This window comes from Rhizobium sp. NZLR8 (genome assembly GCF_019685025.1).
Lineage (GTDB): Bacteria > Pseudomonadota > Alphaproteobacteria > Rhizobiales > Rhizobiaceae > Rhizobium.
On sequence record NZ_JABDVY010000001.1, the window covers coordinates 188,531 to 201,876 of the forward strand.

Annotated in this window: 14 protein-coding genes; 12 read left to right on the forward strand and 2 right to left on the reverse strand. The window is 62.8% G+C overall.

The window, feature by feature from the left end:
* Positions 1-33 precede the first annotated feature (33 nt).
* From HJB89_RS00900 to HJB89_RS00950, 11 genes are all read left to right on the forward strand, one after another.
* Entirely contained in the window at positions 34-237 is a 204-nt protein-coding gene (locus tag HJB89_RS00900) for a hypothetical protein (protein WP_007628054.1), read from the forward strand.
* 13 nt (positions 238-250) lie between these two features.
* Positions 251-814 carry a prepilin peptidase gene (locus HJB89_RS00905; protein WP_207585339.1) on the forward strand — a complete coding sequence of 188 codons (564 nt, stop codon included), beginning with the start codon at positions 251-253 and terminating at the stop codon, positions 812-814.
* Positions 815-819: 5 nt separating this feature from the next.
* Complete coding sequence (locus HJB89_RS00910; protein WP_207585340.1) at positions 820-1,617, forward strand: TadE/TadG family type IV pilus assembly protein; 798 nt, start codon at positions 820-822, stop codon at positions 1,615-1,617.
* The gene (locus tag HJB89_RS00915) at positions 1,614-3,257 is read left to right on the forward strand and encodes a pilus assembly protein TadG-related protein (protein ID WP_221148692.1); all 1,644 of its coding nucleotides are present in this window, start codon (positions 1,614-1,616) and stop codon (positions 3,255-3,257) included. Before HJB89_RS00910 ends, HJB89_RS00915 begins: the two co-directional genes overlap by 4 nt.
* Positions 3,229-3,909, forward strand: coding sequence for a TadE/TadG family type IV pilus assembly protein (locus tag HJB89_RS00920; protein ID WP_221115557.1), 681 nt, complete (start codon positions 3,229-3,231; stop codon positions 3,907-3,909). Before HJB89_RS00915 ends, HJB89_RS00920 begins: the two co-directional genes overlap by 29 nt.
* Before the next feature lies 1 nt (position 3,910).
* Positions 3,911-4,840 (forward strand): hypothetical protein, encoded by a 930-nt coding sequence (locus HJB89_RS00925; protein ID WP_207585343.1) that lies wholly within the window; start codon positions 3,911-3,913, stop codon positions 4,838-4,840.
* Entirely contained in the window at positions 4,837-5,775 is a 939-nt protein-coding gene (locus tag HJB89_RS00930) for a Flp pilus assembly protein CpaB (protein WP_207585344.1), read from the forward strand. The genes HJB89_RS00925 and HJB89_RS00930 overlap by 4 nt, the downstream gene beginning before the upstream one ends.
* Positions 5,776-5,795: 20 nt before the next feature.
* Positions 5,796-7,694 carry an ATPase, T2SS/T4P/T4SS family gene (locus HJB89_RS00935; RefSeq protein ID WP_207585345.1) on the forward strand — a complete coding sequence of 633 codons (1,899 nt, stop codon included), beginning with the start codon at positions 5,796-5,798 and terminating at the stop codon, positions 7,692-7,694.
* A 134-nt stretch (positions 7,695-7,828) separates the two neighbouring features.
* Entirely contained in the window at positions 7,829-8,692 is an 864-nt protein-coding gene (locus HJB89_RS00940) for a type II secretion system F family protein (protein ID WP_221115559.1), read from the forward strand.
* Positions 8,692-9,594, forward strand: a complete 903-nt coding sequence (locus tag HJB89_RS00945; RefSeq protein ID WP_207585347.1) for a type II secretion system F family protein — start codon at positions 8,692-8,694, stop codon at positions 9,592-9,594. Before HJB89_RS00940 ends, HJB89_RS00945 begins: the two co-directional genes overlap by 1 nt.
* A 2-nt stretch (positions 9,595-9,596) precedes the next feature.
* A complete protein-coding gene (locus HJB89_RS00950) occupies positions 9,597-10,472 on the forward strand; it encodes an FHA domain-containing protein (RefSeq protein WP_207585348.1) in 876 nt (291 codons plus the stop codon).
* 102 nt (positions 10,473-10,574) lie between these two features.
* Here HJB89_RS00950 and HJB89_RS00955 read toward each other — a convergent pair whose 3' ends face one another.
* The gene (locus tag HJB89_RS00955) at positions 10,575-11,444 is read right to left on the reverse strand and encodes an SDR family oxidoreductase (protein ID WP_207585349.1); all 870 of its coding nucleotides are present in this window, start codon (positions 11,442-11,444) and stop codon (positions 10,575-10,577) included.
* Positions 11,445-11,547: 103 nt separating this feature from the next.
* Here HJB89_RS00955 and HJB89_RS00960 point away from each other — a divergent pair, with 103 nt between their 5' ends.
* Complete coding sequence (locus HJB89_RS00960; protein WP_207585350.1) at positions 11,548-12,441, forward strand: LysR family transcriptional regulator; 894 nt, start codon at positions 11,548-11,550, stop codon at positions 12,439-12,441.
* A gap of 188 nt (positions 12,442-12,629) precedes the next feature.
* Here the strand turns inward: HJB89_RS00960 and HJB89_RS00965 are convergent, their stop codons facing one another.
* Entirely contained in the window at positions 12,630-13,283 is a 654-nt protein-coding gene (locus HJB89_RS00965; protein ID WP_207585351.1) for a hydrolase, read from the reverse strand.
* Positions 13,284-13,346: the final 63 nt, after the last annotated feature.

A 13,346-nucleotide genomic window follows, 5' to 3' on the forward strand; every position in this document is an offset into this window, starting at 1 on the left:
TCCGAAACAACCCTAGGAACGAGGAATACGCAGATGTTTGGAAAACTCAAGACACTCGCAATTGCACTTCACCAGGACGAGCGCGGCGACATGGCCCAGATCGTTCTCGCCGTCGCCCTGATCGTCATTCCGCTGATGCTGATCCTGCTCGCATTCGGCAAACAGATCGGCGAATGGTTCAACGAAAAGAACACGGCGCTCTCGGATGCCGAGAGAATTCCCGAGCCGGGTCAATAAGTGGGCCGGGATCATGGATACGACCTATGATCTGACCCTGATGCCTGCGGCGGCGGCTCTTGCCGTCGCCTGCGCCACGACCGCGGCGGTGCTCGATCACCGCCAGGGTCACATCCCGAACGCCGTGACCTATCCCTGCTTGCTTGCCGGCTTCATGCTGGCGGCAGTCAGCGGCGGTCTGGCCGGGATCGGCCTTGCCTTCGCCGGCCTCATTGCGGCCGGCATGATCTTCATCATCGCCTTCGCAGCCGGAAGCTGCGGCGGCGGCGATGTCAAGCTGATGGCGGCGCTCGGCGCCATTCTCGGCCTCTGGCCGGCCATCGACGTGACGCTTGCATCGCTGATGGTCGGCGGCGTGATCGCCGTCTTCTCGATGGCGCGGCGTGTTCAGTGGAGCGTGCTGGCCAGGACCGTCGGATTGTTCGCCCTGCTTCTGCCTGCCGGTTTCCGCGATGCCGCTTCGGTGCTGAAGCCACGCGAGACACATCATACCGTCCGCTTCGGCGTTGCTGCCGCTCTCGGACTTCTCTGGTGCCTTTTCATGCCTGATTTCACCCCTCTTTCACTCGTGAGGTAACGGCAATGCGCGCTGAACTCGAACGCCCCATCTTCGACGGTGCCTTCTGGAGTTCGATCCTGCACTCACGGACCTTCTGGATCCCTGAGGATCACGGCGCGCTCTTCGGGACCTTTGCGATTGCGATGATTTTGCTTGCCTCGATGCTGCTGCTGCCGCGGCTTTCCGCCCGCCGGCGCCGGATATCGGAGCTGCACGGCGATATCTCCGGCAGCACGACGATGATGGATTTCGTGCTCGTCACCCCGGTCTTCGTCTTCTTCATGTTCGTGGTGTTCCAATTCGCGATCCTGGCCAAAAACCACCTCTTCACCCATTATGCCGCTTATGCGGCGGCCCGCAGTGCCCGGGTCTATTTCTGCCCGGCCCTGCCGATCACCCTCCGGAGCTTCATCGACGCCAAGACCTGCGATGACGACGCTGCCCCGGGGAAGGCCGATCTTGCCGCCCGCCTGGCATTGATCCCGGCCGCCCCCTACGACCAGCTGAAATGTGTCGGCGCCTGTCAGCCGCCGGAAGAGGCGCTGAAAAGCCTTGCCGATGCCTCCGGCCTTTCGAAGAACTGGCGCGCAATGCGCAACCAGGCTCGCTACATGTTCGACCCGCAGAACGTCACGGTGACCGTCGACCGCGCGCCTATGGCGCTCTATGCCGCCATCAACCGCTCGCCGCATGTGCCGGTGACCGCCAGGGTCGAAGCGCGCTTCCTGCTGCTCGAATATGCCGGCTGGGTCTTTGCCCGCGGCCAGAGGAAAGACGGCCGCTACTACACGATCTCGACGGCGGAGGTGAACCTGCTATGACGCCGACCCTGATCAAACGCCTGCACCGCGACGAACGCGGCTTCCTGTCGCCGATCATCCTCTACATGACGATCGCGCTCGCCCTGATGATCGTATGGATCCTGAATACGGGACAGTTGATCTACGACAAGCAGCGCACCCAGGACACGGCAGACGCTGCCGCTATGGTCCATGCCGACTGGGAAGCGCGCTATCTCAACATCATGGCGATGAACAACGTCGCCTCCTCGCAGGCAACCGTGGTCATGGCGACCTCGGTCGCCTTCCAGCTCACCTCGGCGGAACTGGCGCTGCGCTCGGGCGTCATTCTGGCGAAACTCGCCGAATACTCTTTCACGGACGGCTTCGGACCGGCGTCGCTTCTGCCGCCGCTTCCGCCGATGCCCTATTGCCCCGGCTGGGAAAAGGTCCCGATCGTCGGCGGCATCATCTACGGCGCTTGCCTGGCTTTCCAGGGGTTCCGGGCGACGGAGGCCAGTCTTGCGATTGCATACACGGTAAAAGCACAGATCGATTATGATCCCTGGGGCCTGATCGTGAAGTCTAGCGACATCATCGACGCGATGAACGACCTCAACGACTACCTGGTCGAGAGCTTTCCGCAGCGGGTCGGCAATGAGGCCCTGCATCTAGTGCGCCTGAACAAGTCGGATCATGTCGTCTTCCATCCGCCGTGCGAATCCTGCGACCAGGCCGGAGAAGGTGCGGGCGGTAACCTGCCGGTCGATCGCGATGGCATCAATCCCGCCTCGGCCTATGCTGAAATGTGCCTTGCGATGAGCAGGGGTACGGAGGGACAGGACCCGTTTCTGATGCGTGGCGAGTATGCCAACCGCGGCTTCCCCAACGGCAAAGGCCCGCTGACCGCGGGCGGAGTCGACGGCAGCCATATTCGCGACTTTGTCAACCACAAGAGTGGCATCGACAATGCACTGGTGAACTTCTACATCTTTTACGAAGCCTTCGGCCCGGCCTACCTGAGCAAGGTGCCGTTCAAAGCGATTGTCGAACAATATGCCGGCGATCTGAGCTGGCTGGAAGAAGCAGCGCTCGATGTCAGCTTCTGGCTCGCAGACAAGGTCTTCGGTGTCGGGTTCGGCATCGTGAACCCCTTCCAGCTGCCGATCGACGTGCCGCCGCGCTATTCGGACTCACAGACAAAAGACGAGAACGATTTCACCCGCAAGTTCGACATGATCTGGAACCAGGTCTGCGGCCCGGCGGGTGGCGCGATCTCTGTGGCGGGTGTTGACCTGCCGGTCATCTCCTTCCCCAAGCCTTACTGGCTGAAGGGACGCATACCCTTCAACTTCACGCCGTTTGGCGGCGAACAACTCGACGACTACCAGACGCTGGCGATCGTTTCACGCGCGCCGCGCGCCCGGCTGCAGATCCGCATCTTCAAGGACAAGACGGCATCCGCCTATGCCTTGGCGCAGAGCTGGGTCCACAACTATACGGCCTTCGATCTCTACACCCAGGACTGGCTGGCATCGCTTGCGCCTGCCACGCTTGCCGACGATACCGGCGAGGTTTCGAACACCATCAAGCAGAGCCCGGCCGCCGATAGTTTCACCGGCCTGACCCGCGTCTTCGACAAGGGAGGAGCCAATGCCTGGGCTGCCGTCAACACACACTGAACATGCCGGCGGCGCGCCGGCCGGCGGCCTGCTGATGCGGCTGCATCGCGACAGGCGCGGCCTGGCCTCGATCGAATTCGTGCTCGCAGCACCGGTCATCCTGCTGATCGTGATCTTCATGATCCACGCAAACCGGATTTCCACCAAGAAGGTGGGAACCATGCTTGCCATGCGCAACGCCGCTTTCGCCGAGGCGAATGGGCTGGACTGCACGTCGGATTTCTCCAACGTCTTTCCAATCCCGTCCCTGCCGGCGCTGCCCGGAAGTGACGCCATGAGCTGCTCGCGCACGCCCTCGCATGAAGGCGACGGCGACCCTCAGCGCACCTTTGTCTGGGACGACGTCCAGAACACGCTGAAGAGCGACGGTCGCGATTTCGGCGATATGGTCGGCGACCTCGCCAATGAGAAGCCGCAGCTGGTCACCGCGACGGCCGACCGGGTCTACAAGTTCAGGGATTCCGACGACCTCGATACGATCAGGAGCATCCGCTGGAAGGATGCGTTCACGGTGGACGACGCAACGCTGTTTGCCTCGCACAACAACAATACGACGCGCCGAGGCTATGACCCGACACTGCGCCGGGAAATCCGCGATGTGGCCGACGATTCCGGCGATCTCTTCGACGGCGTCTTTCCGGGAGCGAAATAGGATGAGACAGGGAGCGCGCATCTCCATCCGTTTCGCCGGTCATCTCACTGGTTTGGCGCTCGTCATCGGGCTCGCTGCCATGGTCGTGGCCAAACCAGGCCATGCGGAGGTCTACAAGGATTTCCGGGCGACGCTGAATTCGATGCTGGCCGGCATTCTCGGCGCACCGGAACGTTCGCCGCGCGATCTCGTCATCAACGGCCAGCCGCTCGAATTCACGCCCTATCAGAGCGATCGCAGCATTTCCGATATCACCGACGAATGGCTGCGGGTGCTGGCCGTCAATACCCGGCCTGCCCTGCCGAAAAGCAACGACAGCCAAGAACTGACCGCGGTCATTGCCGCCAACATGCTGATCGTCCCGAAGACCAGCCGCATCCGAGACGATCTCGCCGTGGTGGTTCGGTTCTTCGACGGCGACGGCGAGGCAGCCCTCGATTATCTCAGACGGCAGGACCCGGCAAATCCCTCGGCGAGAGCACCGATCCCCGGCGTCTCGATCATGATCCGCCGGCCCGCCGATGCGCCGGTGACAGAGGTGCTGATGAGCCGCTTCGAGGACGTCGCTTCGTCCCTGCCGGCCTTCGCGGCTTCGGCCGATGTCAGCAAGCTGCCGCCGTCGCTGCGTCCGCCGGCCGGCGTCGAGGTGCTGAGCGATATCGGCGACCGCGACAAGGGCCACACGTCGCGCACGGTCGTGTCGAAAGGCCGGCTATCGGCCGTACGCTGGGCCGATGCGCGCGCCGAGCTGCTGGCCCGTGACGGCTTCACCATCGAGGCGCCGCCGGCTGAGCGCGGCGGGGTCACCGCCCTTTATGGCCGGCGCGGCAGCGTCGAGGCCAATGTTCTCTACACCAGCAGCAAGACCGACGGCCGGACCGTCGAGGTCATTCAAATCAGGCAACCCTTCCTCGAAGGAACAACACCATGAACTGGAAGCTCATCGCGGCTGTCATCGTCGGGCTCATCACCGGCGTTCTGCTCTACTTCTGGACCGAGAGCGTCAAGAACGAGCAGGTAGCCTATGCCTTCATGCGGCTCCAGCCCGACAGGAAGGTGACGCGAGGTCAAGCGATCACGCCCGACATGCTCGCCGAACCGGTCATGCTGCCGGAAAGCTTCGGGGCGCTCGCCAAGCTCGCGGTTCCCGCGGCCAGCGCTTACCAGGAATGGCTGAAGGACAGGACGGCCGCCGCCGACATTCCCGCCGGCTCGGTGCTGCTGTTCCAGTATTTCGACGATAATGACGGCGGACGCCTGACGACGATGATCGCGCCCGGCAAGCGGGCGCTCACCCTTCCCGTCAATGCGGCCGCAGCCGTCGGCCACTTCGTCGAGCCGGGCAGCTATGTCGATATCCTCGGCACGGTCGATGAACCGGTCGAACCCGTCGCACCTGCCGCTGCAGCCCAGCCGGGAACCCCCGGCCAGGCGCCTGCCGCGCCCGGACAAGCCCCGACTGTGGCCGGACAGCCGCAGGCTCCGGCCCAGCCGCAGTCGCCGGCCGAGCAGATGCTGAAGAACTATCTCAACCAATATCCAGGGGCCGACGAGAATGACGTCAACGCCTACCGCAAACAGGCGCAAGACTATAAACTCGGCATGAGCTCGCGCACCCGCGTCGTCACCCGCACCTTCCTGCAGAATGTCAAAGTGCTGGCCGTCGGCGCGGCGACGACGGCGGAAGGTGCCATTACCAAGGCCAACAGCACGTACAATAACGTGACCGTCGAAGTGACACCGTCGGAAGCCGAAATGCTGATTTTTGCCATGGGCCAGTCGAACGGCAGTCTGAACCTCGTGCTGCGCAATCCCGCCGACAATACCGTCGAGGAACTGCCGAGCATCAACTGGACGCGTATGTGACCGTCGCGGAGGAGTGAGCCATGCTGTTGAAGATTTCCTATGAGGATGGCAGCGGCCGGGAGGTGATCCCGCTTTCTTCGAATGAGACCTATTTCGTCGGCGAAAGCAGCACGCTGACGCTGCCGGCCGGCGCCGGGGTCGTGCGGCTGCGCGGCAGCCACGTCTCTTCGCCGCAATTCGTGCTGCGCAAGTCCGGTCAGGGCTGGTCGGTGCAGCATCACGGCCGCAATCCGACGCGTGTCGACGACCAGCCGCTTCGGGCCGGCACGCCGGTTGCGATCTCGGCCGGCATGTCGATCTGGGTGCCGAACGTCACGATCGAACTCGTCGAGCCGACCGCGGCCGCCGAAGTCGTGACGCAGTTTCCGGACCAGGAGCGGGTGCTGGCGCTGCAGATGGAAGTCCATGAGCGATTGCTAAAAGACACGCAATATGACCGGCTGGTGAAATCCTCCGATTTCGGCCGCGAGGACACGCGAAACCGCATCCGCGAACGGCTCGACATGTTCATCAAGGAGGCGCTCGACAGTGCGCCGCAGGATCTGGTCATCCTCGTCATCAAGAACGCCGTCTATCGGTGGCTGGCAAAACGCATTGCCCGCACCGGGCGGCGCGATGCTTCGTCGAATGCCGCAAGCCTATCGCGCGAGGAGCAGGACAATCGCCGGCTGTTCGACGTCGGCAAGGCGCTGATCTCGGCGCTGCAGCTGAAGCTGAATTTCGAATCCACCCGCGCCGACTTCGCCCAGCTCGACACGCGGTTCAGCGCCGCCTTCCAGTCCCGCCAGGCCCTCTTCAACGCCGGCGACCGCTACGAGATCGCCCATATGCATCTGCGCTCCAATATCGAGGAGCTGATGTACCGCTGGGGGACGATCTCGGAGCTGATGGATCTCGACGTCATCTCGGAAATCATGGTGACGCGTTATGACGAGATCTATGTCGAAAAATTCGGCCTGCTGGAACGGTATCCCTTCGCCTTTGCCAATGAGCGGCAGTTGATGAAGGTGATCGAGCGCATCGCCGTCGATTCCAACCGCTCGATCAACGAGAGCGAGGCGATGGCCGACTTCCGCATGCCGGATGGATCGCGCGTCAACGCCGTGATCCCGCCGCTGGCGGTCAAGGGCGCCTGCCTGACCATCCGCAAGTTCGGCGGCAAGTCGCGTCTCGATATCAGCAAGCTGGTTACCGCCGGCGCGCTCAGCGAGCCGATGCGCGCCTTTCTTGAGGCGGCCGTCCGCTCGCGCAAGAACATCGTCGTCTCCGGCGGCACCGGCTCCGGCAAGACGACGCTGTTGAACAGCCTGTCGCAGTTCATCCCGATCGGCGAACGCGTCGTTGCCGTCGAGGACACGTCGGAACTGCAGCTCGACGGCATCCATGTGGTCTATCTGCAATCGCGGCCGAAGACGGCGGAATCCGAAACCAGCGTTACCATCCGCGACCTGGTGCGCAACGCGCTGCGCATGCGCCCCGACCGCATCATCGTCGGCGAGTGCCGGGGTGCCGAGGCGATCGACATGCTGCAGGCGATGAACACCGGCCATGCCGGCTCGATGACGACGGCGCATGCCAATACGCCGCAGGACATGATGACCCGGCTTGAGGTGATGGTGCTGCAGGGTCAGAGCTCGCTGCCGGTCATGGCGATCCGCCAGCAGATCGTCGCCGCCGTCGAACTCGTCGTCCAGCTCAACCGTCTGGCGAATGGCCGGCGTGCGGTGACCGAGATTTCCGAGGTGATCGGCATCGATCCGGATACCGGTCTGGTCATCGTCGAGCCGATCTTCCATCTGGTCGGCCGCGCCGGCGGCCAGGCGGTGCATGCCTTTACAGGCTACCTGCCGAGCTTCGTCGCCGAACTCGTCGAGTTCGGGGAAGACGGCGAAATCGAAAAACTCGATATGTTCGTTTAGAGCGGTTCAGGTTTTGCGGAAGCGCAGAACCGCTCTAAGCTTTTGTTTTTACGCAATTCCCGGCAAAAGGGCTTTGCGGTTTGCCTGGGAAAACCGCTTCGCACTTTTCCTGGAATTGCTCTGAGGGGGAAGCAATGTATATCAGCATTCTGCAGATTTTTACGGTCGCCCTTGGCGCGGTGACGGCGGGGCTGCTCGTCTGGGGCGCGCCGGTGCACTGGCCGGCGCCGCTGCTGCGCGCCACCGAACGTGATATTGCGCTGGCCAGCGAGGCAGCACAGGTCTTTGGGCGTGATGCCGTTCCGCCGTATACGATGATCCTTGCCTACGCCATCACGGCGATCGTCGTCTTCATCGTCGTCTCGCTGATCTTCGGGCCGATCTTCGGCATCGTCGTTGCCATCCCGGTCGCCTTGTTCCTGCCTAAGGCGGTGATCCGCCACTTCCTGCACCGGCGCTGGCTGCAGATCGAATCGCAGCTTCCCTATGCCGTCGACCAGATCGTCTCGGCGGTGCGCACCGGCAAGCCGCTCGCCGTGGCCGTCAATGCGGTGGCCGATACCGGCCAGATGCCGGCCTCGCGCGAATTCGAGCGCATCGCCCGCGAACAGAAGCTCGGCATCGGCCTGGTCGAGGCGCTCGACCGCCACGCCCGCACCGTGCCGAGCCTGCACTTCAAGATGGTCGATGCGGCCCTCGGTCTGTTTGCCCGCCAAGGCGGCGATATTTCCGAGCCGCTGACCGAAATGTCGAAATCCTTCAAGGAAATCTGGAAGCTCGATCAGAAGATCACCACCTCGTCGTCGCAGGCGCGCATGAATTTCCGCGTCGTCAACGGCGGCGCGCTGTTCATGATCCTGATGATCTTCTTCGGGCAGCCTGAATTGATCGACAAGGTGTTCGGCAACGCCATCGGCATCGTCATCGCGATCGTCGGCGCCATTCTCTATGCCACCGGCTTCTTCTGGATGCGCTCGATGATGAAGGTGTCGGTCTGATGTCTCAAATTCCTCTCGCCCCGATTGCGGTGGTTTTTGCCGGCATTACCGCGGCCCTCTTCGTCTGGTGGATCGGCGATCTGCTCGGCAGCATCCAGGTGGTGCGCCGATCCCGCGGCGGCGATGGCCCGCCGCCGAATATCGTCGACAGCATCGGCATGCGCACGCCGGTCGAATTCGTGCTGCTGCACTTCGAGCCGCTGCTGGAAGATTACGGCGTCCAGCTCGAGCAGAAGCTGATCTATGGCGGCCGGCCGTTCGGCGGCGTCACCGGGCGGGAATATATCGCGCTTCTCGTTGTCCTCAGCCTCTTCGGCTTCGTCCTGCTCGGCGTGCTGTTCGGCATTGCCAGCGGCAGCATCATCGGCGGCCTGGTCGCCGGTCTGATCCTCGGGCTGATCCCCGCCATCTATTTCTGGGTGGTCGCCGACGACAAGATGCAGGATCGCAAGGAACGCATTTCGCGCGAATTTCCCTATTTCCTCGATCTCGTCGTCATGACGCAGCAGGCGCAGGCGACCCTGCCGGAAAGCCTGCGGCTTTATGCCGAGGCGGCACCCGGCACGGTGATGAGCGAAGAGATCGATCAGACGCTGAAGGACGTGGCGCTCGGCACCGGCATGGTCGAGGCGCTGCAGCGCCTGGAGCGGCGCATGACTGCCGAGGAGGTCATCCGCGTCATCCGTGCGGTGATCCAGGGCGAGGTCGAGGGCAGCAACCGCGTCGAGCTTCTGCGCGAACATGCGCGCGACCTGCGCTTCCGCCGCTGGGAAAAGGCCGACAGGGCCAGTGAAAAGCTGAAAGCCAAGATCGTCATGCCGGCGATGATGATCGTCGTGTCGATCCTGCTTCTGGTGCTGGCGCCGGCAATTGTCGAGATGATGTCGAGTGGGATGTTCTGATCATGGCCTTTTCCTTCTTTCGCGGAAACAAACCCAGCCTTCTGCAGACCGGACCCGGCGGCCAGAGCCGCAGCCATGTGCTCGACCGGCCTGAGATGTCGATCGGCCGGGCTTCGAATGCCGATATCGTCGTCGACGATCCGTTTCTGGCGCCGATCCATGCGCGCATCGAAAAACAGAACGACGGCGGCTTCATCATTCGCCGCATGGGGCTGAACCCGATTATGCTGCGCGGCGAAGCCCTCTTGCAGACTGCCTCGCTGAAGACAGGCGACAGCTTCCGCCTCGGCAAGGATGTCGAATTCCAGTTTCTGGAGAAGGCGCCGGCCAAGGAGGCGCCGAAGAAGGAGGCATCCAAGACTGGTGACGACAAGCCGAAGAAGCCGCTGCTCAAGCAGCCGGCTTTCCTCGCCGGCATGGGTGTCGTCTATCTCGCCATCGTCGGCATCATCGGCTACGTGATCCTGTCCGATAGCGGCAGCACCGAGGGCGGACCGACCGCCGAGCGTATCAACGCCGAGGCCGCCCGCATCCCGACCTGCATCAAGAACGCCCGGCGCATGCGCCAGGTCTCCGAACCAAGCTTCAACGGCGCCGTCGGCGGCCGTGTCGGCCGCGATGGCGATGCAACCTATGCTGCCCTTTCGCTGGCGGCCGAACCGTCGGACGACGCGGCGCTGGCAAAGGCCGCCGAGCCGATCGTCGAGGCCTACAAACGCACCGCAATTGCCGCCCTTGCCTCGGAAACCCGCGGCAACAAAACGCTGGCGCTGAGCCTCTACCAGCAGACCTATGATCTCGTGCCCGACATTAACTGCTCGGCGGCGCGTTTTGCGCTGCAGCGGCGAGCGGCCGTGAAGCCGCCTGCCAAGCGTTGATCGCAGGTCCGGAATTGCGTGAAAACAAAGAGATAGAACGCGAAACCGCTACGCATTTTTGCTGGAATTGCTCTTTGTTCGGGACGTTGGACGTAAGAGAGTTCAGGCTGACGCGACGAGGTCGGAAGCGAAGGCGCGATAGCTATGGAGCGGGCGTCCCAGCAGTTGAGTGAGACGCTCGACATCGCCCGCTTCCGGCACCATGCCGTCGCTGACATAGCGTTCGGCCATCAGCCTCATCTCGTAGGCCATCCATTTCGGCATGAAGGTGGCGAGATTCTGCTCGAACGCCGTGGGGTCGTCGCCGCCATAGATGACCGGGCGACCCAGGACCTCCGACCAGATGGCGGCGAGGTCCGAGCCGGTCAGCGTATTCGGGCCAACCAGGTTGATGGTCTCGACCGGCAGCTTGCCGGGTGCTCGATCCCGCCGGATCAGCTCGATCGCCGCGACCTCGGCGATGTCTCGGGTGTCGACCATGGCCACCCCCTTGCTGCCAATCGGCATCGGATAGACGCCATGATTGAAGATGACGTCTTTGATCATGAGCTCATTGTCGATGAAGTAGGCCGGACGCAAGATAGTGGCGCTAAAACCCATCGCTTCGATCATCCGTTCGGCACCCGACTTCACCGCGAAGTGGGGCACGTTCACGAACCGCTCGCTATGGATGACGGACAGGTAGACGACACGCTCGACGCCTGACTCGCGCGCAATGTTGAGAGCGATGAGCGCTTGCGTAAATTCGTCGCCCGCCACCGCGTTCAGAAGGAAGAGCGTTCTGATGCCGTCGAAGGCGGCGCGCAATGCGTCGATGTCGAGCATGTCGCCCTGCACGACCTCCACGTCGGCCGGGAGGTTGGCCTTTGAGGGATCGCGGACGAGAACGCGAACCGAGGCTTTGCGCTTGAGAAGTTGGCTGACAACCTGGCGGCCCACGCGGCCGGTTGCGCCTGTAACAAGGATAGTCATGTGATTTCTCCGGGGTAGTCATTGTTGACAACCCGGATATGGATGGCTCACAGATGATCCAATAGACGCTGAATCTGGACGCCGCGTCTCATGGATGGAACAGATGGATTTGCTTGCCCTCGCCGATTTCGTCACCGTCGCCCGCCACGGCGGCTTCGGCCGCGCCGCACGCGCTGCCGGCCGTCCCAAAGCCACGCTCTCGCGCCGGGTAGCGGAACTCGAAGCCAGCCTCGGGCTCCGGCTATTCGAGCGCGGTGCGCGTATGCTCAAGCTGACGGAGGAGGGGCGAGCGCTTCATGAGAGGGCTGGCGCGCTGCTGACGGAACTCGACGAAACGGCCGCAGCCATCGCATTCGGCGGCAACAGCCCGCGGGGCAGGTTGCGGATCAGTGCACCATTGCTGTTTTCCCAGACGGCGATGGGCAAACTGGCCGCGGGATTCGCCCTTAGATATCCGGAGGTCCGCCTGGAGATCACGACAGAGGACCGAGCCGTCGACATGGTGGAGGAAGGATACGACGTGGTGATCCGTGTCAATCCAGACCCGGATGAGAGCCTTGTCGGACGGGTTTTCCTGCGTGATGGACTGGTGATTGTAGCAAGCCCGAGCGTTCCGCACCCGGCGAAGGGGGCAGTGGTGCCCGTGGTCGTCCGCGGCTCGCTGGATCAAGGCGGGTCCTGGACGATGATGACGCCGACCGGGCAATCCAAGATTGTCGTTGATCCAGTTCTTTGCCTATCTTCGCTGACCATGGTCCGAGATGCCGTCCGGATGGGCATCGGCGCGGCGCGTCTTCCTGTATCCCTGGTCAGCCGTGATCTTGCTGCCGGCACACTGGTCCGTTGGGGAGATGTCGATGGGCCTGAAACGCGGCTCTGGGCTCTCTATCCATCGCGACGGCTACTCAGCGCGCGTGTGTCCGCCTTCCTCGACTATTTGAAAGTGGCCTTTCCCATGGGTACGGCGGAAGAGCTGGCAGCCTATGTCGAGGGATAGGTTCTGATCTCTCGAAGCGACCGAGTGCATGAAAAGGTTAGCTCTCTCTTGTGTGTGAGCAACATCATGACCATCGACCGCCCGAACGAGACATCGCACCCTTCGCGTCTCGTTGAAGGGGATGACGAGCCGATAGACGACGCGCTTTCGCAACGCCTCGGTCAGGATTGTCGTCATCCCCGCTCGGATCAGCCTGCAGCGTTCGGCACCGGCGTGTTGAGCAGTTGCTGTTCCCACAGGAATGCGATCCCGCTACCGCCGGCATGCTGGGTAATCACCTCGGTCAAGGCGGCGGCCTGGTCGGTCCGGGCCCAGTCGCGCTGCCATTCGGACGCCAGTGCCATCCACGTCATCATGTTTGCGCCAGCCGCGATCATGCGCTGGATGGCGACCTCATGGGCTTCGACCGATACAGCGCCGGACGCGTCGGTGATGACAGTCACATCCCAGCCTTCGCCGAGGGCCTGGATCGTCGGCATCGCGACGCAGACCTCGGTCCACAGACCGGCAATGATCAGCTGCTTGCGGCCGGTCGCCTTGACCGCGTCCACCACTTTGCGATCCTCCCAGGTATTGATGAACGTCCGGTCGATCACCTCCTGACCAGGAAACACATCCGTGATCTGGGGGAAGAGGAGACCGCCTCGCGCGGCGATCACCGTGGTCAGGATTGTCGGAACACCGAAGGCCTTGGCGGCCTTCGCCAGCCCCGTCGTATTGTTGATCACCATCTGCGGCTCGTGGCTGTTCACATTCGCGAGCTGGTAAGGCTGGTGATCGATCAGAACGAGGACCGAATCCTCGGGACGAAGAAGCGAAGCAAGGCCATTGCGAAAAGTCATGAATACATCCTCTGCTGCCGTTGTGTGGGAGGTTGGTATGCCGGGTGACACGCGCCAGCAGCG